The organism is Pseudomonas putida (genome assembly GCF_002741075.1).
Taxonomy (GTDB): Bacteria; Pseudomonadota; Gammaproteobacteria; order Pseudomonadales; family Pseudomonadaceae; genus Aquipseudomonas; species Aquipseudomonas putida_T.
Genome location: NZ_CP016634.1, coordinates 2036780 through 2062266, shown reverse-complemented (window position 1 = coordinate 2062266; position 25487 = coordinate 2036780). Strand labels below are relative to the sequence as shown.

General features: G+C 62.6%; 20 protein-coding genes and 2 pseudogenes. 14 read left to right on the top strand and 8 right to left on the bottom strand.

What is annotated here, in order from left to right; all coding sequences use genetic code 11:
• Positions 1-41: 41 nt before the first annotated feature.
• On the bottom strand, positions 42-938 hold the full coding sequence (locus tag IEC33019_RS09490) for a helix-turn-helix domain-containing protein (RefSeq protein WP_070091171.1): 897 nt from the start codon (positions 936-938) through the stop codon (positions 42-44).
• Positions 939-1107: 169 nt separating this feature from the next.
• Between IEC33019_RS09490 and pobA the strand changes: the two genes are divergently transcribed.
• The gene (gene pobA / locus IEC33019_RS09485; protein ID WP_070091170.1) at positions 1108-2295 is read left to right on the top strand and encodes a 4-hydroxybenzoate 3-monooxygenase; all 1188 of its coding nucleotides are present in this window, start codon (positions 1108-1110) and stop codon (positions 2293-2295) included.
• Positions 2296-2328: 33 nt separating this feature from the next.
• Here the strand turns inward: pobA and IEC33019_RS09480 are convergent, their stop codons facing one another.
• Positions 2329-2976, bottom strand: a complete 648-nt coding sequence (locus IEC33019_RS09480; RefSeq protein WP_070091169.1) for an ankyrin repeat domain-containing protein — start codon at positions 2974-2976, stop codon at positions 2329-2331.
• A gap of 176 nt (positions 2977-3152) precedes the next feature.
• Here IEC33019_RS09480 and ggt point away from each other — a divergent pair, with 176 nt between their 5' ends.
• From ggt to IEC33019_RS09465, 3 genes are all read left to right on the top strand, one after another.
• Positions 3153-4982, top strand: a complete 1830-nt coding sequence (gene ggt / locus IEC33019_RS09475) for a gamma-glutamyltransferase (protein ID WP_170831714.1) — start codon at positions 3153-3155, stop codon at positions 4980-4982.
• Positions 4983-5062: 80 nt separating this feature from the next.
• Positions 5063-5944 carry a LysR family transcriptional regulator gene (locus IEC33019_RS09470; RefSeq protein WP_070091167.1) on the top strand — a complete coding sequence of 294 codons (882 nt, stop codon included), beginning with the start codon at positions 5063-5065 and terminating at the stop codon, positions 5942-5944.
• A 712-nt stretch (positions 5945-6656) separates the two neighbouring features.
• Positions 6657-8212 (top strand): IS3 family transposase gene (locus tag IEC33019_RS09465; RefSeq protein ID WP_099593264.1). Its coding sequence is split into 2 segments (ribosomal slippage): positions 6657-7122 and positions 7122-8212, totalling 1557 coding nucleotides; the frame shifts between segments, so codons are not numbered across the junction.
• A gap of 91 nt (positions 8213-8303) precedes the next feature.
• Here IEC33019_RS09465 and IEC33019_RS09460 read toward each other — a convergent pair.
• Positions 8304-9031, bottom strand: a pseudogene (locus tag IEC33019_RS09460) (DUF899 domain-containing protein).
• Between the two features lie 110 nt (positions 9032-9141).
• Positions 9142-9505 (bottom strand): annotated as a pseudogene (locus tag IEC33019_RS09455) (hypothetical protein).
• A gap of 91 nt (positions 9506-9596) precedes the next feature.
• Between IEC33019_RS09455 and lexA the strand changes: the two are divergent.
• From lexA to IEC33019_RS09435, 4 genes are read left to right on the top strand one after another with little or no spacing between them, the layout of a single operon-like run.
• Positions 9597-10214, top strand: coding sequence for a transcriptional repressor LexA (lexA, locus tag IEC33019_RS09450; protein ID WP_070091165.1), 618 nt, complete (start codon positions 9597-9599; stop codon positions 10212-10214).
• Entirely contained in the window at positions 10214-10834 is a 621-nt protein-coding gene (imuA, locus tag IEC33019_RS09445; protein WP_070091164.1) for a translesion DNA synthesis-associated protein ImuA, read from the top strand. The genes lexA and imuA overlap by 1 nt, the downstream gene beginning before the upstream one ends.
• A gap of 6 nt (positions 10835-10840) precedes the next feature.
• Complete coding sequence (locus IEC33019_RS09440) at positions 10841-12259, top strand: Y-family DNA polymerase (protein ID WP_070091163.1); 1419 nt, start codon at positions 10841-10843, stop codon at positions 12257-12259.
• Positions 12235-15336 (top strand): error-prone DNA polymerase, encoded by a 3102-nt coding sequence (locus IEC33019_RS09435; RefSeq protein ID WP_212632828.1) that lies wholly within the window; start codon positions 12235-12237, stop codon positions 15334-15336. Before IEC33019_RS09440 ends, IEC33019_RS09435 begins: the two co-directional genes overlap by 25 nt.
• Positions 15337-15382: 46 nt before the next feature.
• Here IEC33019_RS09435 and IEC33019_RS09430 read toward each other — a convergent pair whose 3' ends face one another.
• Both IEC33019_RS09430 and IEC33019_RS09425 read right to left on the bottom strand, forming a co-directional pair.
• Positions 15383-16204, bottom strand: a complete 822-nt coding sequence (locus IEC33019_RS09430) for an aldo/keto reductase (RefSeq protein ID WP_070091161.1) — start codon at positions 16202-16204, stop codon at positions 15383-15385.
• Positions 16192-17097, bottom strand: a complete 906-nt coding sequence (locus IEC33019_RS09425; protein ID WP_070091160.1) for a LysR family transcriptional regulator — start codon at positions 17095-17097, stop codon at positions 16192-16194. The genes IEC33019_RS09430 and IEC33019_RS09425 overlap by 13 nt, the downstream gene beginning before the upstream one ends.
• Positions 17098-17216: 119 nt before the next feature.
• Here IEC33019_RS09425 and IEC33019_RS09420 point away from each other — a divergent pair, with 119 nt between their 5' ends.
• The 5 genes from IEC33019_RS09420 (at position 17217) to IEC33019_RS09395 (ending at position 22187) form a co-directional block, all read left to right on the top strand.
• Positions 17217-17915, top strand: coding sequence for a CoA transferase subunit A (locus IEC33019_RS09420; protein ID WP_099593372.1), 699 nt, complete (start codon positions 17217-17219; stop codon positions 17913-17915).
• A gap of 35 nt (positions 17916-17950) precedes the next feature.
• Positions 17951-18607, top strand: a complete 657-nt coding sequence (locus tag IEC33019_RS09415; RefSeq protein ID WP_070091158.1) for a CoA transferase subunit B — start codon at positions 17951-17953, stop codon at positions 18605-18607.
• 158 nt (positions 18608-18765) lie between these two features.
• A complete protein-coding gene (locus tag IEC33019_RS09410) occupies positions 18766-20184 on the top strand; it encodes a short-chain fatty acid transporter (protein WP_070091157.1) in 1419 nt (472 codons plus the stop codon).
• 155 nt (positions 20185-20339) lie between these two features.
• A complete protein-coding gene (locus IEC33019_RS09400; RefSeq protein WP_070091156.1) occupies positions 20340-21377 on the top strand; it encodes a lectin MOA-related protein in 1038 nt (345 codons plus the stop codon).
• Between the two features lie 30 nt (positions 21378-21407).
• On the top strand, positions 21408-22187 hold the full coding sequence (locus IEC33019_RS09395) for an AraC family transcriptional regulator (protein ID WP_070091155.1): 780 nt from the start codon (positions 21408-21410) through the stop codon (positions 22185-22187).
• Positions 22188-22190: 3 nt separating this feature from the next.
• Here the strand turns inward: IEC33019_RS09395 and IEC33019_RS09390 are convergent, their stop codons facing one another.
• On the bottom strand, positions 22191-22775 hold the full coding sequence (locus IEC33019_RS09390) for a LysE family translocator (protein WP_070091154.1): 585 nt from the start codon (positions 22773-22775) through the stop codon (positions 22191-22193).
• A gap of 257 nt (positions 22776-23032) precedes the next feature.
• Between IEC33019_RS09390 and IEC33019_RS09385 the strand changes: the two genes are divergently transcribed.
• Positions 23033-24604: a TerC family protein gene (locus IEC33019_RS09385; RefSeq protein ID WP_070091153.1), complete on the top strand. Its 1572-nt coding sequence runs from the start codon at positions 23033-23035 to the stop codon at positions 24602-24604.
• Here the strand turns inward: IEC33019_RS09385 and rarD are convergent.
• Complete coding sequence (gene rarD, locus IEC33019_RS09380; protein ID WP_070091152.1) at positions 24567-25454, bottom strand: EamA family transporter RarD; 888 nt, start codon at positions 25452-25454, stop codon at positions 24567-24569. The two genes, IEC33019_RS09385 and rarD, sit on opposite strands and share 38 nt — an antisense overlap.
• Positions 25455-25487: the final 33 nt, after the last annotated feature.

The window sequence follows — 25487 nt, the reverse complement described above, 5'->3', positions numbered from 1 at the left end:
AGAGGTGATAGCGCTAACCTAAAGGCTGCTTGACGTAAACGTCAAGCAGGTGCTGACGACTCATGGGATTGGGCTGATCGCCGGAAGCCATTTGGTGTCTGGCCGGACAGGCGCTTGAAGAACCGCGCGAAGTAGGTCGGGTCGGTGAAGCCCAATCGGTCAGACAACTGGCCGATGCTCATGCGCGTGTACACCAGGTTGCGCCGGGCCTCCAACAATAGGCGCTGATGGATGACCTGCAGAGCGGTCTGCCCGGCCAGATCCCTACACAGTTGGTTGAGCCGCAGGCTGGAGATGCCCAGCTTCGCCGCGAAATCTTCAACCGACAGGTGATCGCGGTAATGGGCCTCCACCAGGCGCAGGTAGCGGCTGAGCAGTTGCCGGTCGCGTTCATCTCGGGTGCGCGGGGCCTGGCCCATCTGCTGGCGGCGGCTGATCCACACCATCAGCGCGGTGAGCAGCGCCTGCAGCATGGCCGCTCGCCCTGGCGCGTGGTCCTGATATTCCTGCTGCAAGGTATCGATCAGGCTGTGCAAACGAATGCGGTCCTTGCCCAGCGGGTAGCAGCCCACTGACATCAGCACCGACAGTGGCGCGCCCAGGCGTTGCTCAAGGTCCGCCACCAAGGCGGTGCCGAAGGTCAGCACATGCCCCTGGATGTCGGCGCTGAACCGGAACCCATGCACGGTCAGCGGTGGGACCACCTGGATGGCCGCTTCGCGGATTTCGCTGCGCTGGCCTTCTATCTGTACCTGCGCCTGGCCCCGCTGCACATAGAGCAGTTGGAACAGCTCGGCATGGCGATGGGGTTTGATTTCCCAGTGGTGCAAGCGGCTGCGCGCGGGGATCGACTCGCAATGCAGCAAGTCGGTACCGGGCCAGGCCTGATTCTCGCCGTAGAGCTGGAACAGGGGCACCCCGGGAAGTGTGGTGGTCATGGCAATGTCTGTCCGTTAATCGAACGAAATTTTCAAAAGTGCAGGTATTGCATGGGATTTCACACTTTTTGCCAGGCTTCGGCCAGTAAAAATGCAGGTGCATACCCAAATCAGCAGATGCCCGGGGGCAGGTTGCACGCACCGGCATCGATACCAAGAGACAACAACAATGAAGACTCAGGTTGCAATCATCGGGGCCGGTCCGTCCGGCCTGCTGCTTGGCCAGTTGCTGCACAAGGCCGGTATCGACACCGTGATCCTCGAACGCCAGACGCCCGACTATGTGCTCGGTCGTATCCGCGCTGGCGTGCTCGAGCAGGGTACGGTCGATCTATTGCGCGAAGCGGGTGTCGCCGAACGCATGGACCGTGAAGGACTTGTGCACGAGGGCGTCGAGCTGCTGGTCGGCGGTCGTCGCCAACGCCTGGACCTCAAGGCCCTCACCGGCGGCAAGACAGTCATGGTCTACGGCCAGACCGAAGTCACCCGCGACCTCATGCAGGCCCGCCAGGCCAGTGGCGCGCCGATCATCTACTCGGCCAGTGATGTTCAGGTGCATGGGCTGGATACCTCACAGCCCTCTGTCACCTTCGAGAAGGACGGGCAACGCCAGCATCTGGAGTGCGACTACATTGCCGGATGCGATGGTTTCCATGGCGTGTCACGCCAGAGCATCCCCGCAGGTGTGCTCAAGCAATACGAACGGGTTTATCCGTTCGGCTGGCTGGGCCTTTTGGCCGATACGCCACCGGTCAACCACGAGCTGATCTACGCCCATCATGAGCGTGGCTTCGTGCTGTGCAGCCAGCGCTCCCATTCCCGCAGCCGCTATTACCTGCAGGTGCCGCTGCAAGAGCGGGTGGAGGATTGGAGCGACCAGCGTTTCTGGGATGAGCTCAAGGCACGGCTGCCAGAAGATGTGGCCGCGCGACTGGTCACCGGGGCGGCGCTGGAAAAAAGCATCGCGCCGCTGCGCAGCCAGGTGGTTGAGCCCATGCAATATGGCCGGCTGTTCCTGGTCGGTGATGCCGCGCACATCGTCCCACCCACGGGAGCCAAGGGGCTGAACCTGGCGGCATCGGATGTCAATTACCTGTACCGGATCCTGGTCAAGGTTTACCGCGAGGGGCGTAACGATCTGCTGGCCCAGTATTCGCCTCTGGCCTTGCGCCGGGTGTGGAAGGGCGAGCGGTTCAGTTGGTTCATGACCCAGTTGCTGCATGACTTTGGCGAGCACCACGATGACTGGGACCGCAAGATGCAGGAGGCCGACCGTGAGTATTTCCTCAGCTCGCCGGCCGGGTTGGTGAACATTGCCGAGAATTATGTGGGGTTGCCGTTCGAGGCGGTGGAGTAGGGCGGTCGGCCATTCACTGGGAGACACACACCCTCATTTCTCCAACAACGTCACCATCTCCCGATATCCCCGCTGCTGCGCATGCTCCAGTGCCGTCACGCCGTCCTTGTCGGCAATCGTCGGGTCTGCTCCGGCCGCGAGCAACCGGCGGACGATGTCCACATGGCGCGAGCCACCATCGCCAAGAATCACCGCCTCCAGCAGCGCGGTCCAGTGCAGGCGGTTGAGGTGGTTCACGTCGACGCCTGCGTCGATCAGCATCTGCACGGTCTGTACATGGCCGCGTTCGGCGGCAGGGATCAGCGCGGTGCCGCCATAGCGGTTGGTGCTCTTGAGATCGGCGCCATGATCCAGGGTCAGGCGCAGGATCTCGTTCAGACCACGAGCGCCGGCGTACAGGTAAGGGCTGTCCTGGATGTCGTCCTTGGCGTTGACGTCGGCGCCTGCTTCGATCAGCACCTTGGACGCTGCGACCTGATTGCCATGGGTGGCCACCAGCAACGCGGTGCGGCGCTGGGAATCCCGTGCATCGACGGTGGCGCCTTCATCGAGCAGACGACGTATGGCGAGGGCATCGCCACGCTGGGCGGCGTCGAGCAGTTGGGTATCCATGGCAGTGGTCTCGGCGTGGGCGACAACGCTGATGAACAAGGCGAAAAGGGCGGCGAACGGCAAGCGCATGGTGAGGGCTCCAGAATGACCGGGCTTAAGCCTAGGAAATACCTGCCAATGCTTGAAGTTAATTCTCCGCATGACCATCAGTGCATTTCTGGATGCACCCCTGTTTTTCGGACTTTCCCGTAGGTTTGGCTAAAATCGCTGTTTTTGGCGTCATGCGCCTACTTTCAAATTACAGGATGTCCTTCTTGAAAAGGCCTTTACCCGTTGTGGCTCGCGTCACGGCGCTGTGTTGCCTGGTGACCTTGACCAGTTGTGGTTGGGGCGAGCGAGCGGCGCAGGCGCCCGCGACCCTGCCGTTGCCGCCCGAACTCGACTCCGGCTATCGCGTCGGGTTGCTGCCGACCCATGCCAGCCGCTACATGGCCGCCGCAGCCAACCCTTTTGCCAGTGAGGCAGGGCGCTCGATGCTGCGCGCAGGTGGCAGCGCCATCGACGCTGCCATCGCCATGCAGGCGGTGCTCACCTTGGTCGAACCGCAGTCCAGCGGTATTGGTGGAGGGGCGTTCATCCTCTATTGGGATGGCCACCAGGTCCAGGCCTTCGACGGTCGTGAAACCGCGCCCTTGGGCGTTACGCCGAACCTGTTCCTCAAGTCTGATGGCACGCCCATGGCCTTTCGGGACGCTCAGATCGGCGGTCGCTCGGTGGCCGTACCAGGCGTGTTGCGCGCCTTGAAACTGGCCCATGAACAGCATGGCCGACTACCCTGGCGTGATCTTTTCGCCCCGGCGATCGCCTTGGCCCGCGACGGCTTCCCGATGTCCAAGCGACTGCACACGCTGTTGGCATCGGACACTTATGTCGCAGGCTCGCCCGGCATGGCCCGTTATTTTCTCGATGCCCAGGGCAAGCCCCTGGCGGTCGGCACGCCACTGAAGAACCCCGAGCTTGCACAGACCCTGGAGCTGATCGCTACGCAGGGGCCCGATGCCTTCTACACAGGCGACATTGCCGAGGCGATGGTCGAGGCCGTGCGCGGCCATGCCAACCCCGGCCTGCTGTCGCTCGAAGACCTACGCCGCTACCAGGCCAAGGAGCGCACGCCGGTCTGTGGGCCTTACAAGACCTGGCGCATTTGTGGCATGCCTCCGCCATCCTCCGGTGGCGTCGCGGTATTGCAGACCCTGGGCATCCTCGAAGCCCTGCAGTCGGCCACGCCGTCGCTGGACCTGGCCAGCATGGCTCCGAGGCAGGTGTCGTCTGTGGCCGGTCTGGAGCCTGCACCGATGGCGGTTCATCTGATCGCCGAGGCCGAGCGCCTGGCCTACGCCGATCGTGCCCAGTACCTGGCTGACAGCGATTATGTACCGGTGAATCTCCAGGGGCTGACCAACAAGGCGTACCTGGCAAGTCGCGCGCGACTGATTGGCCCGATCAGCATGAAGCGCGCCGAGGCGGGCACGCCGCCGGGTACCCATTTAGCGCTCTCGCCAGATCGTTCCCCTTTGCGCATCGCCACCTCCCATGTCTCTGCCGTCGACGATCTGGGCGGTGCGATTGCCATGACCACTTCGGTGGAGGCCGCCTTTGGCTCGCACCTGTTCGTCAAAGGTTTTCTGCTGAACAATCACCTGACCGACTTCTCGTTCGCGCCCAGCACAGACGGCAAGCCAGTCGCCAACGCTGTCGCCCCCGGCAAGCGACCGCTGTCCTCGATGTCGCCGACACTGGTGTTCACGCGTGAGTCCGGTGAACTGCTGGCCAGCCTTGGGTCACCCGGAGGCTCGCAGATCATCGGCTATGTGAACAAGGCATTGATTGGCCTGCTGGACTGGAAGCTCGATCCCCAGGCGGCCATCAACCTGCCCAACTTCGGCAGTCGCAACTTTGGCACCGAAGTGGAAGCCGGGTTAGCCAGCCCCGCCTTGGTACAGGCGCTTCAAGCCCGCGGCCATGAGGTGACGCCGATGACGATGACCAGCGGAATGCAGATCATCCAGCGCACCGCAGACGGCTGGTCGGCGGGCGCCGACCCACGGCGCGAAGGGGTGGCGCTGGGCGACTGACGCACGGCTGCGTGTGCGGTTGCCGGTTGTGAGTGGGCGTGCTAGAAGTCGGGTCTGTCATTCAGAAGTTGAATACACCGATGTCTATCAGCGTTAAACCGAATAGGGCCCTGTTCGATCTCGACCTGCTGCGTGCCATTGTCGTGGTGGCCGATTGCGGCAGTTTCACCACGGCGGCGACGCGCTTGCATTCCACCCAGTCGACCATCAGCCAGAAGGTACGCCGGCTGGAGGACATGGTGGGGCATCGCCTGCTGGTGCGCGGCAACCGCGACGTGCTGCCGACCGACGCGGGACAGACGTTGCTGGGCTATGCCCGGCACATGCTGGCGCTGAACGATCAGATGCTCGAGGCCCTGGCCGGGGCGATGGTTGGCGTGACGGTACGCCTGGGGGTGCCTGAGGACTTCGTCGGCGGGCGCACCACCAATGCTTTGTCGGCATTCAGCCGGCGCCATCCGCAGGTCAAGCTGGAAGTCACCAGCGGGTTGTGCCGGGATCTCAGCCAGGCCTATGACAATGGCGAGCTGGACCTGGTATTGCTCAAGCAGCGGCGTAATGCGAGAGAGGGGGTGGCATGTTGGCCTGAACGACTGCAGTGGATCGACAGCGCCCGGACACCGGCCTTCGAGCTCGACCCGATCCCACTGGTGACCTTTCCGCCGCGGGGGTTGTATCGCGAAGACATGATTACCGCGATCGAGGGGATGGGGCGGCGTTGGCGTATCAGTTTCACCAGTTCCAGCTTGAGCGGGATACAGGCGGCGGTGGCCGATGGCATGGGGGTCAGTCTGCTACCGCCACGGGCTGCGACGGGGGAGCATCGGGTGTTGGGGGGGGAGCAGGGGCTGCCTGAGGTGGATAGCTACGAGATCGTGGTGGTGCATCGTCCGACAGCGGATGGGATGGTGCGGGCGTTGGCTGAGGTGCTCATGGAGTTGCTCGCGGCGCATGAGATTTGATTTGGCGTTGGTTGTTGGTTGGTTTTGAGGTTGTGGGCTTATCCCTTTGATTTGTCGACGGTTAGTCACCTTTCCGCCTTTACGGCGGGTCACTTTGGTCTTGGCCAAAGTAACCAAAGCCGCTGCGCCCCCGCATACGCCCCGCCCGTGGCGGGGTTCCCTCTTCATTGCCTTACGGGGCCTCGCGGCCTCCGGCTGGCTGCGCCAGCCTCCATATCGCGACTTCGGCGATCGCCGAAGGGCGCTGCGCGCCTGCCCCTCCAGACACCTCCACTCGGCCTGCTGATGGGGCGCAAGTTACAGGCGGTGCCTGGGCTGGCGTTGTTTCATTCAGTGGTTTTATGGTGAGCTTTTTGGCCCATTCGCGGGTAAACCCCACAGGTACAGCGCCGTTCTCAAGGACAGCGGTGAGCCTGTGGGTTTACCCGCGAATAGGCCGGAACTGCCAACAAATAATTAGCTTGTTTGCCGTTGCCGTTGCCGTTGCCGTTGCCGTTGCCGTTGCCGTTGCCTTTGATGCGAGATGGTTCAGACACCACCAATCGCGACCGCAGCGAGGGACCCCGGTGCGAAGCGCCGGGCCGTATGTGGGAGCCTGTGGTTTTTGCCTACTTTTGCCCAAGAGCAAAGTAGGTCGCCCCCGGTGTCAGGATAGTTGTCGCCTCACCAGACTTACCTGAAACCATACCCCGGGGGCGGCAAGAGAGCCGTTGTGCCGTACTATTCCTCTGAGCGCAAAACCGAACTGCTCAAGATGCTGGGCCCTCCACTCAACCTGACGATGGCCGAAGTCGCCAGGCGCGAGGGCGTTACTGAAATGTCGCTGTATACCTGGCGCAAACGAGCCAGTGCCGAAGGATGTGTGGTGGTGACCGATCCCAAACACCCGACCGAGAGTTGGTCGGCAGAAATGAAATTCGCGGCTGTCGCCGAATGTGCCAGCTTGTCCGAGATTGAACTGGGTGAATACTGCCGCCGCAAAGGCTTATATCCCGAGCAGATTGCTGCCTGGCGGCAAGCCTTCCTGAGTGGGATGGCCTCTCAAAAAGCGCAGCCCAAGGTCGATCGGGAGCAGGCCCGCCAAGATCAGAAACGCATCAAGCAGCTTGAGCGCGAACTGCGCCGCAAGGATAAGGCGCTGGCTGAAACAGCCGCGTTACTGGTGCTGCGAAAAAAGCTCAACGACTACTGGGGAGTAGACGACGAGGACAATTGACCGCTCTGCCGGAACGGCAACTGCTAGTGGCGTGGCTGACAGAAGCGATCAATGCCGGCGCTCGAAAATCGGTGGCGTGCCAAGAAGTTGGATTGACGCTCAGAACGTTGCAGCGCTGGACTGAAACCCAGGAAATACTGGCGGATGCTCGCACTACCACCGCTCGTGCAGCCCCGGCCAATGCGCTGGACGAGCATGAACGGAAAGTAATTCTCAACCTGTGCAACAGCGCCGAATATGCTCACTTGCCACCCAGCCAGATCGTGCCGAGGCTGGCCGATAGGCAGATCTACGTAGGCTCGGAGTCAACGTTCTATCGTGTGCTTCGAGCTGCCGGGCAGAGGCAGCACCGAGGACGCGCTCAGCGCCCTGGACGTAATGCCGAGCCAACAACGCATGCGGCTCATGCGCCGAATCGTGTGTGGTCGTGGGATATCACGTACCTGCCGTCTTCGGTGCGTGGAAAGTACTACTACCTGTACCTGATCGAGGATATTTACAGCCGCAAGAGCGTCGGCTGGGAGGTGCATGAGGATGAGGACGGCGCCAAGGCCGCAGTGTTGCTGCAAAGGAGCGTGATCAGCGAACAATGCCTGAGAGAGCCCTTGGTACTGCACTCGGACAACGGCGCGCCAATGAAGTCGACCACTTTGCTGAGCAAGATGTATGAGTTAGGCATTACGCCATCGAGGGGCAGGCCGCGTGTCAGCAATGACAATCCGTATTCGGAGGCTCTTTTTAGAACGCTGAAGTACTGTCCGCAATGGCCGGCCAAGGGTTTCGAGACCCTGGATGCTGCAAGATGTTGGGTGCGTGATTTTATCCGTTGGTACAACCACGAACACCGGCACAGCCGGATCCGCTTCGTCACACCGGCAGAGCGTCATCGTGGTCAGGATAGGCAAATCCTTGCCCTGCGCCATGAGCTGTATGAGCAGGCTCGATGCAGGAATCCAGAGCGATGGTCAGGACGCACCCGTAACTGGGAGCCAATTGGGACGGTGCTGTTGAACCCTGATCGGGATCAACAGCACGAGAAGCAAGCTGCATAGCTGGATGGTTGACGCGACAACTACCTTGAAAAACGCCGGTCGCCGTAAAGGCCCAACACCGGATATACACACAACCTGAAAGCCCAAGCCCTCACTCATGACAACAATGCCCAGCCCGTTCCCCCCCTCATACCGATCATGATGCCGCACCCAATCCATCGTCCCCCCCTCATTCCTCCCCAACGGCGCAATATCGAGAAAACTGTAAGCCCCCACCAAAATGTCCAATCCCCGAGCATACGTAGAATAGGTGTGATAGACCTCCCCATTCCCATCCCGATAGAACGCACTCAGCCCGGGCAACTCCGGCTCACTCCCCGCATAGGCCTCGTAGTTGTACTGCCCAGACCCATCCGTAGCGACACTCACCCCAAAGTCCTCGTTGAAGCTGCCTCCATGTGACGAGAACCAGGGAAACCGCCACCCCATCCGCCGCCGAAAACCCTGAAACTGCTCATAAGGCGCCCGCGACACCGCGACCAGCGAAACGTCATGATGTGCCAGGTGCAAGTTGGCTCCATCGAAATGGTCGGCCAGGAACGAGCACCCCGGGCAGCCTTCGCTCCAACCTTCGGCGAACATGAAGTGATAGACCAGCAGTTGGCTGCGCCCTGCAAACAGATCCGCCAGCCCCAGTTCGCCATCGGGCCCCTGGAAGCGATAAGTCCGTTCGACCCTGACCCACGGCAAAGCCCGCCTGGCCGCGGCCACTTCGTCACGCTGGTGGGTGAGGGCTTTTTCATGCAGCCATAGCTGGCGCCTGGCCGCGAGCCATTCGCTTCGGGTGACCACCTCGTGCTTGATATCTGAATTGCTCATGACGCTGGCTCCACGTGAGGGATTCAGCGAATGGTCGAATGGTGGTTGTGGGATTCGACAACGACTTGCCTCCTCACGACGAACGGCTCGATGGCTTGCCGGTTAATCGACTAACCGGCCATCTCGTCTATCAACGCCCACAACCGTGAGTCGTTTCCTCGATCACCCATCGCGCTCCTGCAGCCAGCAACCGCTCGGTGGTCTGGGTGGTGGCGATACCCACGGTGAAGATGCCAGCATCGCTGGCGGCTTTCACGCCTGGCAGTGAATCCTCGAAGGCCAGGGCCTGGCTGCTCAGGGGGAAAAGCTCGGCGAACAGTTCACCATTGGCTCGTCCGCTGATGTGGGCATCGAACTGCGCCTGGCTCAGTTCCCGGCCGTCGTGCTCGCGCAGCAACTGGCGGAAGGCCTGCAAATGCAGGGTGTCGGTATCGGTGAGGTTCCGTCGAGGTCGAGCAGCAGGGCGGTCAGCATCGGGTATCCAGAACGGGAAACGTCAATCTCGGCCATGATAGCCAACCCGACGACGAAGGGGGCTGTTCACTGTACGTCGAAAAGAGTACAAATGTACTCCATGGAAAACATGACCCCCAAACGCCGCGCCATTCTCGAATTCATCCGCGAGCGCATCGCCGATCACGGCCAGCCCCCGAGCCTGGCCGATATCGCCCAGCGCTTCGGTTTTGCCTCGCGCAGCGTGGCGCGCAAGCACATCACCGCCCTGAGCCAGGCCGGTTTCATCGACGTGACCCCCAACCAGGCACGCGGCATCCGCCTGGCCGAGCCGCTGCGTCGGCCCGAGATCCTCGAGATTCCGGTACTCGGCCAGGTGGCGGCGGGCGCACCGATTGGTCCAGACCTGGACATCCACGAGCAATTGCTGCTCGACCCCAGCCTGTTCCGTCGCACCCCTGATTACCTGCTCAAGGTGCGTGGTGATTCGATGATCGACGACGGTATCTTCGATGGTGACCTGGTCGGTATCCGCCAGCAGGGCGAGGCTCGCGATGGTCAGATCGTGGTCGCCCGCCTGGATGGCGAGGTGACCATCAAGCGCCTGCAGCGCATCCCCGGTGGCTACCGCCTGTTGCCGCGCAATCCTGCCTATGCGCCCATCGACGTGGCGCCGGGCCGGGATTTTGTCATCGAGGGTGTGTTCTGTGGCCTGCTGAGGCGTGACTGATGGGCGCGGTAGTCGACCTCGATCACCTGCTCGACCAGCGCAGGATATGGCGCGGGCGCCAGGTCCAGGCACGGCCTCAGGGGCTGCAGCCCACCGGTCATGCCTCGCTTGACGATCGGCTGCCCGAAGGCGGCTGGCCGGCTGCCGCCCTTACGGAACTGCTGCTGGCCAGCCCCGGTTGTGGTGAGCTGCAGTTACTCTGGCCAAGCCTGGCGCGCCTGAGCGGTGAAGGCGGTCGGGTGGTGCTGGTGGCGCCACCGTTCATTCCCTATGCGCCGGCCTGGCAGGCCGCTGGGGTCGATCTGCGCTGGTTGGCCCACGTCGAGGCGCCGCCGGCCGAGGCCTTGTGGGCTGCCGAGCAGTGCCTGCGGTCTGGCAGTTGCGCGGCCGTGCTGTGCTGGCCCGGGCGTGCCGATGACCGTGCTCTGCGGCGTTTGCAGGTGGCCGCCGAAACGGGTCAGGCCTTGGCGTTCGTCTGTCGCCCGCAGCAGGCTTCGCACAATCCTTCGCCAGCGGCCTTGCGCATCGCCATCGACACCCAGCCTGCTCAATGGCGGGTACTCAAATGCCGTGGCGGCTTGCCGCCGGCAGCGCCTATCGCCTGCCCGGTGCGGAGCTGATGCAGCATGCTTTGGGCCTGTATCGTTTTTCCGCAACTGGCGCTGGACAGCGTTCTGCGTGAGCGCGACAACCCTGATGCACCCCTGGTGTTGATCGGTGGGCCGCAGCAGCGGCGGGTGTTGCAGTCGGTCAATACGGCGGCTGCGGCATTGGGCCTGCGAGCCGGGCAGACCCTCACAGCTGCCCGTGCCCTGGCTGACGGCTTCACATGCGTGGAGACCGACCCTGCGCGCATCGAGCAGCTCCAGCAGTTGCTTGCCGCCTGGGCCTATCGCTTCAGCGCGCAGGTCAGTCGGCACTATCCACGGGCTTTGCTTCTGGAGGTCGGCTCCAGCCTCGGGCTGTTCGGGCCTTGGCCGGTGTTCCAGGCACGATTGCGCCAAGAGCTGGATGCACTGGGGTTACGCCACCGTATCGTCCTGGCCACCAACCCGGTGGCGGCGCGCATGCTCGCCAATGGCCATGACGGTCTGGCGGTGACAACGATCGAGGTCACCCGAACTGCGCTGGCATGCATGCCTGTCCACAAGGTTGGCCTACCCCCAGAGGCGGCAACGGCGTTTGCCCGCATGGGGCTGCGCCGACTCGGTGAAGTCCTGGCCCTGCCACGCGATGCCCTGGCCCGGCGCTTTGCTGCTCAGGTGCAGGTGCACTTGGACCAGTTGCTCGGCCTGCGCAGTCTGGGCCTGGCCTTCCACCAACCGGCGGAGCGCTTCGAGGAGCGGCTGGAGCTGAACTTCGATGTCGAATCGCACCAGGCGCTGTTGTTTCCCCTGCGCCGCCTGCTGAGCGACCTGGCAGTCTTTCTCGCGGGGCGGGACTGCGGGGTACAGCGCTTCAGTCTGTATCTGGAGCATGCCCAAGGGCCGGCCACCGAACTCAAGGTCGGCCTGCTGGCCGCCGAGCGCGATGCCGCCAGGCTGTTCGAGCTGGCCCGTGGGCGCCTGGAGGCGCTGCGCATCCCTGCGCCGGTGCGCAATCTGCGCTTGCTGGCCGAGGACTTGCCACCTTTCGTGCCCCAGCATCAGGTGCTGTTCGACCCGCGGGCACAACAGGCCCAACCCTGGGAACAACTGCGTGAACGCCTGCGTGCGCGCCTGGGCGATGAGGCGGTCAAGGCGCTGAGCGCCGAAGCCGATCACCGCCCCGAATGTGCTTGGCTGCCGGTGGAGCAAGGGGCCTTGGGCCTATTGCCGGTCGCGCCCGGCAGCCGGCCGGGCTGGCTGCTGCCTGAACCCCAGCCTCTGAGCGAAGCTGGCTTGCGCCGGTTGGGACAGGCCGAGCGTATCGAGTCGGGCTGGTGGGACGGTGGTGACGTGCGCCGTGACTACTACCGCATCGAGACCCGTGACGGGTTGCGGGGGTGGGCCTATGACGACCTGAGCAAACCTGGGCAATTATGGCTGCAAGGGTGGTTCGCATGAGCCTGCTGGATTACGCCGAGCTGCACTGCCTGTCGAACTTCAGCTTCCAGCGCGGAGCTTCCAGTGCCGACGAGCTGTTCAAGCGGGCCAAGGCTTTGGGTTACAAGGCCCTGGCCATCACCGACGAATGTACCTTGGCCGGCATCGTCCGCGCCTGGCAGGCGGCCCAGCAACAGGAGATGCAGCTTATCGTCGGGAGTGAGGTACAGCTTCATGAGGGTGCCAAGCTGGTACTGCTGGTCGAAAACCTCGAGGGCTACCAGAACCTCTGCACCCTGATCACCCGGGCGCGACGCCGGGCGGAAAAAGGCACTTACCAATTGCTCCCCGAGGACATGCAAGCCCATTGCCAGGGTCTGCTGGCACTGTGGATTGCCGAGCCTGACGATACCCCGGCCAATGGCTTATGGCTGAAGTCGCTGTTCGGCGAGCGCCTGTGGCTGGCGGTGCACCTGCATCGAGGATGCGACGATGCCCGGCGTCTGCAGCAACTGAACATCCTGGCGGGCCAGGTGGGGATTCGCGCAGTGGCGTGCGGCGATGTGCACATGCATGTCCGTGGCCGCCGCGCCTTGCAGGACTGCATGACCGCGATTCGCCAGCATTGCACCCTGACCGAGGCCGGTCGCTACCTGTACCCCAATGGCGAGCGCCACTTGCGCACCTTGACCGAGCTTGGCGAGCTGTACCCTGGCGACCTGCTGACCGAGACCCAGGCTATCGCCGACCGCTGCCACTTCAGCCTGGATGAGCTGAAATATCAGTACCCCAGCGAAGTGGTACCGCAAGGGCAAACACCGGCCAGCTGGTTGCGCCATCTGTGCCAGTCGCGCCTGCCCGAGCGTTGGCCCCAGGGCGCCAGCAGCGAGGCGCTGGAAACCCTGGAAAGCGAGCTGCAACTGATCACCGAACTGGGCTACGAAAGCTACTTTCTCACCGTCTACGACATCGTCGATTTCGCTCGCAAACAGGGCATCCTCTGTCAGGGACGGGGCTCGGCCGCCAACTCGGTGGTGTGCTTCGTGCTGGGCATCACCGAGCTGGACCCGATGGTGCACCGCTTGCTGTTCGAGCGCTTTCTGTCCCGCGAGCGCAACGAGCCGCCGGACATCGACGTGGACTTCGAGCACGATCGCCGGGAAGAGGTCATCCAGTATGTGTTTCGCCGTTATGGCCGCGACCGGGCGGCCCTCACGGCGGTGGTCAACACCTACCATGCCGCTGGCGCAGTGCGCGACGTGGCGCGCGCCCTGGGGCTGCCGGCCGACCAGGTGGATGCCCTGGCCAAGTGCTGCGGACGCTGGAGCGACCGGATCCCCGATGCCCAACGCTTGGCCGAGGCGGGTTTCGAGGCGCAGAGTCCATCGCTGCAACGCATCCTGGTGCTGGCTGGCCAGTTGATTGGCTTTCCCCGGCACCTGTCACAGCACCCAGGAGGCTTCGTGATCTGCCAGCAGCCGCTGGACCGCCTGGTGCCGGTGGAGAACGCCACCATGGCGCAGCGCACGGTGATCCAGTGGGACAAGGACGACCTCGACCTGGTCGGCCTGCTCAAGGTCGATGTGCTGGCCCTGGGCATGCTCAGCGCCTTGCGCCGCTGCTTCGACCTACTGGCCCTTCACCGAGACCGGCACCTGACCTTGGCGACCCTCCCCAAGGAAGACGCCGCCACCTACGCCATGATCAGCCGCGCCGAGACCATGGGCGTGTTCCAGATCGAATCACGGGCGCAGATGGCCATGCTGCCGCGCCTGAAACCGGAAAAGTTCTACGACCTGGTGATCGAGGTGGCCATCGTCCGGCCAGGGCCGATACAGGGCGACATGGTCCACCCCTATCTGCGCCGACGCCTGAAAGAGGAAAAGGTGACCTATCCCTCACCCGAACTGGAAGCGGTGTTCGAACGCACCCTGGGTGTGCCGTTGTTCCAGGAGCAGGTGATGGAACTGGCCATGGTCGCCGCTGACTACACCCCGGGCGAGGCGGACCAATTGCGCCGCAGCATGGCCGCCTGGAAACGCCATGGCGGCCTGGAGCCGCATCGCGAGCGGCTGATCAACGGCATGCGGCGCAATGGCTACGAGCAGGCGTTCGCCGAACGGATCTTCGAGCAGATCAAGGGCTTTGGCAGCTATGGCTTCCCTGAGTCCCATGCCGCGAGCTTCGCTTTGCTGTGCTACGCCAGCAGTTGGCTCAAGTGCCATGAGCCGGCGATCTTCACCTGCGCGCTGATCAACAGCTGGCCCATGGGCTTCTACAGTCCTGACCAGCTGTTGCAGGAGGCGCGTCGCCAAGGTATCGAGGTGCGCCCGGTGGACGTGTGCCACAGCGCCTGGGATTGCACCCTGGAGCCGCACGGGGAGGGCGCATTGGCGATCCGCTTGGGGTTGCGGCAGATTCGTGGGTTCAGCGAGGTCGATGCCCGGCGCCTCGAGCAGGCGAGGGCGCAGCGGCCCTGGCGCGATGTCCAGGACCTGTGCTTGCGCGCCGAACTCGACAGCCGCGCCCGTGCACGCCTGGCCGATGCCGGCGCCCTGCGTGCTTTGGCCAGCGACCGTCATCAGGCGCGCTGGCAGGTGGCAGCGGTACAGGCACAGCTGCCGTTGTTCGCTCAGGTGGAGGCTACGCCAGAAGTGACGGTGGAGTTGCCGGTGCCGACCGTAGGCGAAGACGTGTTCGCCGATTACGCCACCTTGGGCACAACCTTGGGGCCACATCCCCTGGCGCTGTTGCGGCGACGCCTTCGGGCATTGGGGTGTCGCAGCTCTGCCGAGCTGGCGAACGTCGCGCATGGTGACAGCATCGCCGTGGCTGGCGTGGTGGTCGGGCGGCAGCGGCCGCAGACCGCCAGCGGCGTGACCTTCGTCACCCTTGAGGATGAACACGGCATGGTCAATGTGGTGGTCTGGCGCGACTTGGCCGAACGCCAGCGCAGGGCATTGGTAGGGTCGCAACTGCTCAAGGTGAGTGGGCGACTGGAGCAGGAGAAGGGCGTGCGGCACCTGATTGCCAGACGCCTGGAAGATATCAGCCCCTTGTTGCAGGGGCTGGATGTGCGCAGCCGGGATTTTCACTAGAGCCGAAGGCCAATCGCGGCACAAGGCCGCTCCTATCAGTCGCCTGTCAGACCATCGCCAAGTGCTGCTTGCGCGTCGGTGCCGGAAACGCGTCGTCGATCGCGCGCAGGTCCTCGTCGGTCAGCACCAGTTCGCCCGCGGCCGCATTGAGCCGCACATGCAGCGGGTCTACCGCCTTGGGAATGGCAATGACGCCTTCGTTGCGTGTCACCCAGGCCAGACTCACCTGGGCCGGTGTAGCCCCATGGCGCTCGGCGATCTCGGCCAATACCGGGTGTCGCAGCAAGCGGCCGGCCTGGGCCAGCGGGCAGTAGGCCATGGTCGGCAACTGGTGCGTTCGGCTCCATGGCAGCAGATCGAACTCGATGCCACGCTGAGCCGGGTTGTACAGCACCTGATTGGTGGCGCAGTCGGGGTTGTCGAGTTCGAGCAGGTCGTCCAGGTCGAAGTTGGACACGCCCCAGCGACGGATCTTGCCTTGCTCGCGCAGGCGTTCGAAGGCTTCGACGGTTTCCTCCAGCGGGTACTGGCCGCGCCAGTGCAGCAGGTACAGGTCGATGCTGTCGGTACCCAGGCGCGTCAGGCTGCGCTCGCAGGCGGCGGGAATGCCGCGGCGGCTGGCATTGTGCGGATAGACCTTGCTGACCAGGAACACCTGGTCACGGCGCCCGGCGATGGCCTGGCCGACCACGTGCTCGGCGCCACCCTCGGCATACATCTCCGCTGTGTCGATCAGCGTCAGGCCCCGTTCGATGCCCTGTTGCAGGGCGGCCACCTCGGCGGCCTTGCGCCGTGGGTCCTCGCCCATGTACCAGGTGCCTTGGCCGATGGCCGGGACGCTGGCGTCTGCCAGATTCACGAAACGCATGTCACCTCCTGTGGATCAGTGTGGGAAAGCACGACGTCGAGCAGCGCTTGCGCTGCGGTGGAAAGCTTGTGGTCGGCCAGGGCAATGACGCCGATGCGCCGCTCCACGCGAGGCTCGACCAGGGCCACGCAGCGCGCGCCGAGTTCCTGCATCTGGTTGATGCACAACGCTGGCACGGCGCTCACGCCCAGGCCGTTGGCGACCATGCGACCGATGGTGGAAAGCTGATGGCTCTCGAAGGCTGCTGTCAGTTTGCCATGGCTGGCCGCGACATTCTGCTCCATCAGCAGGCGCACGGCCGAGGGCCGTTGCAGGGCGATGAAGTCCTGGGCCAGCAAGTCCCGCCAGGCCACCTGCGGCTGGCTTGCCAGTGGTGAATCAGCGGGTACCACGGCCACGAAACGGTCCAAGTACAGCGGGTGAAAGCGCAGCCCGTCGAGGTTCTCCGGTTCGAAACCGATGCCCAGCTCGACACGACGGTGGCGCACCAGCTCCAGCACCTGTTCATTGATCACGTCATGCACGGTGACATTGACCTTGGGGTAGCGCTGGCGAAACACCTTCAGCGAGCGGGGTAGCAGGTTGCCGGCAAAGGCGGGCATGGCCGCTACCGAGACCCGCCCCAACTGCAGGGTGAAGCGCTGGCGCAGCATCTCCTCGGTGTCGTCCCAGTCGGCCAGCAGGCGCCGGGCCAGGGGTAGCAGTACTTCCCCTTCGGGGGTGAGACTGACGCTACGGGTGGTGCGGGTGAGCAGGGCACCACCGAGGTTGTCCTCCAGGGCTTTGATGGTCAGGCTCAAGGCCGGTTGGGAAACATGCAGATGTTCGCCAGCCTGGGCAAAGCTCTGGTACTTGGCCACGGTGACGAAGGCGCGTAACTGCTTGACGTTCATGACGAACTCGATTTTGTTTTGGAAAAATTATCAATCGATGACGAAAACAAAATTAACAAATCAGTCGACAGCGGTGAAGATGCCTCCACGGTTCCAACAACTACAAAAGGCAACTGAGCATGGCCGGACTGGACAAGCGCGTAGCAACCTATGAAGAGGCCCTCGCAGGCCTGACCGACAACATGACGGTACTGGCCGGCGGCTTCGGCTTGTGCGGCATCCCCGAAAACCTCATCGCTGAAATCAAGCGCCGCGGCGTCAAGGGGCTGACCGTGGTCTCCAACAACTGTGGCGTCGATGGCTTCGGCCTGGGCGTACTTTTGGAAGACCGCCAGATTCGCAAGATGATCGCGTCCTATGTGGGCGAAAACGCCGAGTTCGAGCGTCAATTGCTCAGCGGCGAGCTGGAGGTCGAACTGACCCCCCAAGGCACCTTGGCCGAGAAAATGCGCGCAGGCGGCGCCGGCATCCCGGCCTTCTACACCGCCACTGGCTACGGCACCCCTGTCGCTGAAGGCAAGGAAGTGCGCGACTTCAAGGGTCGCAAGTACATCCTCGAAGAATCCATCACCGGCGATTTCGCCATCGTCAAAGGTTGGAAGGCCGATCACTACGGCAACGTGGTGTACCGCAACACCGCGCAAAACTTCAACCCGCTGGCCGCCACCGCCGGCAAGATCACCGTGGTCGAAGTCGAGGAGATCGTCGAACCGGGCGTGTTGCTACCCAGTGAGATCCACACCCCGGGCATCTATGTCGACCGGGTCATCGTCGGCACCTTCGAAAAGCGCATCGAGAAGCGCACCGTCAAGGCCTAACGCGCCGTCCACAGAACAACAAAGAGATCCTGACCATGGCACTGACCCGCGAACAGATGGCGCAACGCGTCGCCCGTGAACTGAAGGACGGTTACTACGTCAACCTGGGTATCGGCATCCCGACGCTGGTGGCCAACTACGTGCCCGCCGACATGGACGTGATGCTGCAATCGGAAAACGGCCTGCTCGGCATGGGCGAATTCCCTACCGAAGGCACCATTGACGCCGACATGATCAACGCCGGCAAGCAGACAGTCACCGCCCGCCGCGGTGCATCGATCTTCGACTCCGCGCAATCCTTCGCCATGATCCGTGGTGGCCATGTCGACCTCACCGTACTGGGGGCCTTCGAGGTGGATGTGGAGGGCAACATCGCCTCGTGGATGATCCCAGGCAAGTTGGTCAAGGGCATGGGTGGCGCCATGGACCTGGTAGCCGGTGCCGAAAACATCATCGTCACCATGACCCATGCCTCCAAGGATGGTGAATCCAAGCTGCTGCCACGCTGCAGCCTGCCGCTGACCGGTGCCGGGTGCATCCGCAAGGTGCTCACCGACCTGGCCTACCTGGAAATCCAGGACGGCGCCTTCATCCTGCGCGAGACCGCGCCTGGGGTCAGCGTCGAGGAAATCATCGAAAAGACCGCCGGCAAGCTGATCGTGCCGGATGATGTGAAGGAAATGACTTTCTAACGAACATCGGCCCTGTGGGAGCGGGTTGACCCGCGAATGCGTCAGTCGAGGCGACATCATCGCCTTGGCGGGCGTTTTCGCGGGTCAACCTGTTTCCACAGGGCTTTGTGCTGCTTCAGTGCTTGAAAATCAAAAAAACAAATAAAAGGAAAAATCCCGTGGCCGCTGAAATCCAAGACAGCCGCTCCGCCCGTTTTGCCTTGCGCTGCTCCAACTGGGCTGAACGCTGGTTCCCTGACTCCTGGGTATTCGCCGCTCTGGCGGTGGTGCTGGTGTGCCTGGGCGCCCTGGTCATGGGCGCCAAGCCCACCGACACGGCCAAGGCATTCGGCGATGGCTTCTGGAGCCTGATCCCATTCACCATGCAGATGGCCTTCGTGGTCATCGGCGGCTATGTGGTAGCCAGCTCGCCACCCGCTGCGCGGCTGATCGACCGCCTGGCGCGCCTGCCGAAGAACGGCCGCTCGGCGGTCTGCTGGGTAGCGCTGATTTCGATGCTCGCTTCCTTGCTCAACTGGGGGCTGTCGCTGGTATTCGGCGGTTTGCTGGTGCGTGCCCTGGCCCGTCGCCAGGACCTGAAGATGGACTATCGCGCCGCTGGCGCCGCTGCGTACCTGGGCCTGGGTGCGGTCTGGGCCCTGGGACTTTCGTCGTCGGCTGCGCAATTGCAGGCCAACCCGGCCAGCCTGCCGCCGTCGATCCTCTCCATCACCGGGGTGATTCCGTTCACCGAGACCATCTTTCTCTGGCAGTCCGGTGTCATGTTGGCGGCCTTGGTGATCGTTTCGCTGGTGATTGCCTATGCCACCGCCCCGGGGCCTAACAGTGCCCGCACCGCCGAGCAATGCGGGGTCGACCCAAGCTTCAGTGCAGCGCCTGTGGCCCAGCGCACCCGTCCGGGCGAATGGCTGGAATACAGCCCGGTGCTGACCTTGCTCTTGGTGGCGTTAGCCGGCGGCTGGCTACACCACGAGTTCGCCACCAAACCTGCGATCACCGCTATTTCTGGCCTGAACACCTACAATTTTCTGTTCATCATGCTCGGCGCCTTGCTCCATTGGCGCCCGCGCAGTTTCCTCGATGCTGTGACCCGCGCCGTGCCGACCACTACTGGGGTGCTGATCCAGTTCCCGCTGTACGGCTCGATCGCCGCGATCCTCACCCAGGTCAAGGGCGTGGATGAACAGACCCTGGCTCATCACATCTCCACGTTCTTCGTGCAGATCGCTTCCCACGACACCTATGCCGTGCTCATGGGCGTGTATTCGGCGGTACTGGGCTTTTTCATCCCGTCAGGCGGCGGCAAATGGATCATCGAGGCGCCCTATGTGATGCTGGTGGCCAATGACCTGCAGTACCACCTGGGGTGGGCGGTGCAAATCTACAACGCCGCCGAGGCCTTGCCCAATCTGATCAACCCGTTCTACATGCTGCCCCTGCTGGGTGTGTTGGGGCTCAAGGCGCGGGATCTGATCGGCTTCTCGTTCGTGCAATTGCTGGTTCACGTGCCGTTGGTGCTGGTGTTGCTGTGGGCCCTGGGCACGACCTTGCAATACGTGCCACCAGTCATGCCGTAAGGTGCGCAAAAGGCCGGGAGAGGGCGGTGAAAACCGTCCTTTTTCTGCCTGTCGATTGCGCCTTGTCGGTGCTCTTTGGAATGTTTACCTGCTGATAGGGTGGTTTGGGTATCGCGCATGGTGTCGGTTCATTTCAACTCGACGAGCAATGACCCATGCCCATTCACAAACTTGTCCCTAATCAACCCCACGACGCGAATAGCCCACTCGTTGGCCAGGTACTGCCGCGCCCTGAACCCGTCGAGCCGCCACCGGAGCCTGTCACCACCAAGCCGGATTTCACGGCAGAGCTGACCCGTGCCATGGGCCTTAAGCAGATCAAGGCCACCGATCGCATGGTGCTGCGTGATCAATATGGGCGTGTCCTGTGCATTCATGCAAAATCCGATGACTGGGGTTGGGTGTATCTTGGTGAGCCGGAACGCTACGGCGCCGAGTTAGTGCCGTTGGTGGTTCATCTGGATCCCACCAGTCAAAACCTGTCGATGTCAGCGGAAAAGAAGATGGTGGGCTGGTCATTCTTTGCTGATGGCAACTCGACCGACGGGGATTATGTCTTCGCGGGCTTCAAGGTTTGGCGGGACTATCCACGTCTGCGCTTCAGGATAAAGCGAAGTGGGACCACAATCGTCAACCATCGACAAACATTTGCTTTCACGCTGAGCTGTGAAATCGGCGGCACGCGTATGGTCCTGCAGGCGCCTGCTGGCAAGTGGGGGTGGGTCAAGCTAATGCCTGAAAGCGACATCTCCGACGATCACGAGATTCGGTTCTCTTTGCACAAGCTGTCCATTCCGTTTGGCAGGGTAAGAGATTTGATCAAAGCGACCTGGCCCGATACGACCCTGACGTATCAGACGTCCGTGGATGCGTACTACGAGGCTATTTCCGCGCAACAAGCGCATGGCATCTGGGTTGAGTCAGGCCTCAAGTCCTTTAAATACAAGCCAGAGGTGTTCGATTGCGATGATTTCGCCTTGGCCTACAAAACCAAGGCCGCCAGAACTGCCTACTTGGAAAACAATCTGTATCCCTACTCGGTGGGCATCGTGTTCGGGCAGAATGCAAAAGGTGCTCATGCGGCGAATCTATTCATCGACCAATGGCTGCGTCTGCAATTGCTCGAGCCACAGACAGGGGCCGTGCAGCGGGCATCAGAGTGGGCCTATACGCCGTACCACATCATGTTTTGATTTCCCTGGAGGGGCGATGAGGGCAGAGCGATGATCGAGGTGTCGCGGTTCTGGCGGGATCCGGCTTTGCCCTTCGTCGAGGCTCGGCGAGTAGGGGATGGGCGTCAGGTGTGCTATGCGCCCCATTCCCACGAGAGCTTTTCGATTGGCGTGATCACCGGGGGGCGCAGCACCTATGTGACTGGCACCACACAAAGGGAGGTCAGCGCGGGGACCACCGTGCTGATGAACCCCGGCGTGGTGCATACCTGCAACCCTCTCAAGGGCGAGCCTTGGTCCTACCTGATGCTGTTCGTCGATCTGCCGTGGTTGCAGGCCCAGGGCTTCGAGCTGCCCGTGGCGACGTACAGCACCTCACCGGTGCTCTACGGCCGGCTGCTGGAAGTCTTTGCCGCACTGTTCGATGATCAGCGTACTGACCGTCAAGCCTGCCTGGGCGCGTTTTTCAGGGCGTTGCCGGGCTACCTCGACGATGCGCCCTTCCTGCCGATACAGGCTAATCCACGGCTGGATGCCGCTGCTGCGTTCATTCGTGCCCATCGGCTTGATCCGTTGACGATCGAGGACATCTGCGCTGCCGTCGGCCTGTCGCGGGCCTACCTGATCCGCGCCTTTGGCCAGCGTTTCGGCCTGACCCCCCATGGCTACCTGCTGGACCAGCGCGTGCAGCACGCCCGAGCGCAGTTGCGTCAGGGCCGGGCGATTGCCGAGGTGGCAGTGGAGGCGGGCTTTGCCGATCAGGCGCATCTGCAACGGGCATTCAAGCAGCACTTGGCGGCGACTCCCGGGCATTATCGGTTGGGCCGGTAGGGGTCAGCCCAAGGCCAGGTACAGCGCGCTGGCCAGCAACAGCGCTGCCAAGGCGCGGTTGAACACCCGCAGATGCCGCGGGTTGCCCAGGTATTGGCGAATCACACTGCCAGCCCAGGCCCAACTGGCAATCGAGACAAAGCAGATCGGCCCATAGATCCACGTAAACAGCCACAATAAATGTTGCTCACCTCCTGTGTAGGCACCAATGCCTGCCACAGCGGCCAGCCAGGCCTTGGGATTGAGCCACTGCATGACCGCGCCATGCCAGGCTGAAGGCGCGCCGTCCTGATGCTCAGTAGTCAACTGGCCGTTGTCACTGGCCAGCTTCCAGGCCATGTACAGCAAGAACATGACCCCGCCGCCATGCAGCAAGCGGCCCAGCAGCGGCCAGCGGATCAGCAGTTCGTGCAGGCCCAGGCCAACCAGCACCAGCAACAGGCAAAAACCCAGGGTCGCCCCGGCGACATGGCCGAGGCTTGCGCGCAGACCGTGGCGAACACCACTGCCTAACGCGACGATGTTGACCGGGCCGGGTGAAATGGATGCCGCCAAGGCGAAAGCAGCCATGGACAGAGACAGGCTCATGAGAAACATTCCTTGAAGTGAGAGAAACACCATCCTGGTTCAAGAGGCGGACAGGGTATTGAAGAAAAGTCCCCTGTGGCCTGTTACAGCTTTTGTAATAGTTCCGTGCTGTCAGAAAAAGCCACAACGATTGTAGGATCAGCATCCCAATTAGCCATCAAGGTCACCATGAGCACCTTCTCGGAGCCCCCCAGTCTCTGGCCGTATCGGCCATCCTTCCCTCGTCCCTGTGACGCTTCCTGTATGAGTACCTCGCAATGGAATGGCTAGCCGATCCTACGGCCTGGCTGGGCCTTGCCACGCTTATCGTGCTCGAGTTGGTGCTGGGCATCGACAACCTGGTGTTCATCGCCATCCTGGCCGACAAGCTGCCACCCCATCAGCGCGACCGTGCACGGGTCATCGGCCTGAGTCTGGCGTTGATCATGCGCCTGGGCCTACTGGCCAGTATTTCCTGGATGGTCACCTTGACTGCGCCGCTGTTCGAGGTGCTTGGCAAGAGCTTCTCGGGGCGCGACCTGATCATGCTGTTCGGTGGTGTGTTCCTGCTGTTCAAGGCCACCATGGAACTGCACGAGCGCTTGGAGGGGCATGTGGCCCAGGCCAGCGGTGCGACCCGACATGCGGCGTTCTGGCCCATCGTGGCGCAGATCGTGGTGCTGGATGCGGTGTTTTCTCTGGACGCGGTGATCACCGCGGTGGGCATGGTCGAGCATTTGTCTGTGATGATGATCGCGGTGATCTTCTCCATCGGCATCATGATCGTCGCCAGCAAGCCGCTGACTCGCTTCGTCAATGCCCACCCCACAGTGATCATGCTGTGCCTGGGCTTCCTGATGATGATCGGCTTCAGCCTGACTGCCGAGGGCCTGGGCTTCCACATCCCGAAAGGCTACTTGTACGCGGCCATTGGCTTTTCGTTGCTGATCGAACTGTTCAACCAGTTGGCGCGGGCGCGCCGCAAGCGCAGCTTGCAACAGCATCGGCCGCTGCGCGAGCGCACTGCCCATGCCGTATTGCGGCTGATGGGCGGGCGTCGGGTGGAGGCTGACGAAGTGGGTGATGAGATCGCCGACCTGGTCGAAGGCAGTGGCGAGCAGGTGGTCTTCGACCGTCGCGAGCGGGTGATGATCAGTGGCGTGCTGAACCTGGCCGAGCGACCGATCCGCACGGTAATGACGGTTCGCGTGAAGGTCGATGCCATCGATCTGGGCCAACCCGCCGATGCCATCGCCCAGGCTTTGGCCCATTCGCCGTATTCACGTCTGCCGCTGATTCGCGATGGGCGGATCGAGGAGCCGTTGGGCTTCGTGCACAAAAAGGAGCTGCTCAAGGAGTTGTTGTCGGGTGGGCACCCTGACCTGGAGCGCCTGGCGCGTGCACCGCTGAACCTGCTGGAAAGCTTCAGCATTCTCAATGCCCTGGAGCAGATGCGCGCCCAATCGACGCACATCGCCTTCGTGGTCAATGAGTTCGGTGATTTTACGGGCTTGCTGACCATGACCGACATCCTCGAATCGATCGCTGGGGAACTGCCAGACGCCAGTGAAGTGACCGGTCCGGGCATTGTCGAAGAGGCGGGAGCATTCGTCGTCAGTGGCGCACTGAACCTGAGCCAGGTGCAGGCAAGGACTGGTTTCAGCGCTCGCGCCACCGAGGATTACCAGACCCTCGCGGGTCTGGTGATGAGTTTGCTGGATCGTCTGCCGGTGGTGGGGGATCGCCTGGCCTTCAATGGCTGGACGCTGACGGTGATGGCGGTGGAGGAACGCAGGGTGCGTCAGGTTCGCCTTACACCGAGCGACGACGCTGGCGTAGCAGGTGCTTGAAACCTTCAAGCACCAGCACCAGCACTGCGGCCCAGATCGGCAGGTAGGTCAGCCACTGGTCCGGGCCGATGGTCTCGCCCAGCAGTAAGGCGACGCCGACCAACAGCACAGGTTCCACGTAGCTGAGCAGCCCGAACAGGCTGAACGGCAACAAGCGGCTGGCCAGCACGTAGGCGATCAGGGCTGAGGCGCTGATCACACCGAGCAACGGTATCAAGCCGTAGAGACCCGGATGTTCGGCCAGGTCGGCAGGGGTCAGTGGGCCCTGCATCACGAAGTACAGCGCCCACGGCAGCAACAGGCACATGTCGCACCACAGACCGCCCAGGTTATCGGTGCGGCAGCGCCGACGCAGGACGAAGTAGATCGGGTAGCCGATGGTCACCACCAAGGTTTCCCAGGCAAAGCTGCCGTTCTGGTACAGCTCATGCCCCACGCCCAGAACAGCGCATGCCACCGCAACTTTCTGCAAGCGCGACAAGCGCTCGCCATAGACCAGTCGCCCGGTCAGGACCATGGCCAGCGGCAGCAGGAAATAGCCCATGGAAACCTCCAGGCTGCGCCCATGCAGAGGTGCCCAGAGGAACAGCCACAGCTGCACGCCCATGAGCCAGGAGGTGCCGATCATGCCTAGCAACAATGTCGGTGTCTTTTTGACTCGTGCCAGCAAGGCACCGACTAGCTTCCAGTCCTTGGTGGCCAGCATGAACAAAGTGAGACAGGGGAGCGTGAGCAGCGTGCGCCACCCGAAAATCTCTTCGCCGTCCAGCGGAGCCATCAGGGAGGTATAGAAATACATCACGGCGAACAGACAGGACGCCATGACGGACGAAACAATGCCTTTTGACACGAATGCCTCTGTTAATGGGATATGAGCGGGTGT

What these genes read in the sequence shown, in the direction of transcription:
- IEC33019_RS09480 (WP_070091169.1), bottom strand. Translation starts at nt 2,976, where the DNA reads ATGCGCTTGCCGTTCGCCGCCCTTTTCGCCTTGTTCATCAGCGTTGTC.
- IEC33019_RS09440 (WP_070091163.1), top strand. Translation starts at nt 10,841, where the DNA reads ATGCTTTGGGCCTGTATCGTTTTTCCGCAACTGGCGCTGGACAGCGTT.
- IEC33019_RS09430 (WP_070091161.1), bottom strand. Translation starts at nt 16,204, where the DNA reads ATGCGTTTCGTGAATCTGGCAGACGCCAGCGTCCCGGCCATCGGCCAA.
- IEC33019_RS09435 (WP_212632828.1), top strand. Translation starts at nt 12,235, where the DNA reads ATGGCTGCAAGGGTGGTTCGCATGAGCCTGCTGGATTACGCCGAGCTG.
- pobA (WP_070091170.1), top strand. Translation starts at nt 1,108, where the DNA reads ATGAAGACTCAGGTTGCAATCATCGGGGCCGGTCCGTCCGGCCTGCTG.
- IEC33019_RS09470 (WP_070091167.1), top strand. Translation starts at nt 5,063, where the DNA reads ATGTCTATCAGCGTTAAACCGAATAGGGCCCTGTTCGATCTCGACCTG.
- IEC33019_RS09420 (WP_099593372.1), top strand. Translation starts at nt 17,217, where the DNA reads ATGGCCGGACTGGACAAGCGCGTAGCAACCTATGAAGAGGCCCTCGCA.
- IEC33019_RS09490 (WP_070091171.1), bottom strand. Translation starts at nt 938, where the DNA reads ATGACCACCACACTTCCCGGGGTGCCCCTGTTCCAGCTCTACGGCGAG.
- imuA (WP_070091164.1), top strand. Translation starts at nt 10,214, where the DNA reads ATGGGCGCGGTAGTCGACCTCGATCACCTGCTCGACCAGCGCAGGATA.
- IEC33019_RS09385 (WP_070091153.1), top strand. Translation starts at nt 23,033, where the DNA reads ATGGAATGGCTAGCCGATCCTACGGCCTGGCTGGGCCTTGCCACGCTT.
- IEC33019_RS09425 (WP_070091160.1), bottom strand. Translation starts at nt 17,097, where the DNA reads ATGAACGTCAAGCAGTTACGCGCCTTCGTCACCGTGGCCAAGTACCAG.
- IEC33019_RS09395 (WP_070091155.1), top strand. Translation starts at nt 21,408, where the DNA reads ATGATCGAGGTGTCGCGGTTCTGGCGGGATCCGGCTTTGCCCTTCGTC.
- ggt (WP_170831714.1), top strand. Translation starts at nt 3,153, where the DNA reads ATGTCCTTCTTGAAAAGGCCTTTACCCGTTGTGGCTCGCGTCACGGCG.
- IEC33019_RS09400 (WP_070091156.1), top strand. Translation starts at nt 20,340, where the DNA reads ATGCCCATTCACAAACTTGTCCCTAATCAACCCCACGACGCGAATAGC.
- lexA (WP_070091165.1), top strand. Translation starts at nt 9,597, where the DNA reads ATGTACTCCATGGAAAACATGACCCCCAAACGCCGCGCCATTCTCGAA.
- IEC33019_RS09390 (WP_070091154.1), bottom strand. Translation starts at nt 22,775, where the DNA reads ATGAGCCTGTCTCTGTCCATGGCTGCTTTCGCCTTGGCGGCATCCATT.
- IEC33019_RS09415 (WP_070091158.1), top strand. Translation starts at nt 17,951, where the DNA reads ATGGCACTGACCCGCGAACAGATGGCGCAACGCGTCGCCCGTGAACTG.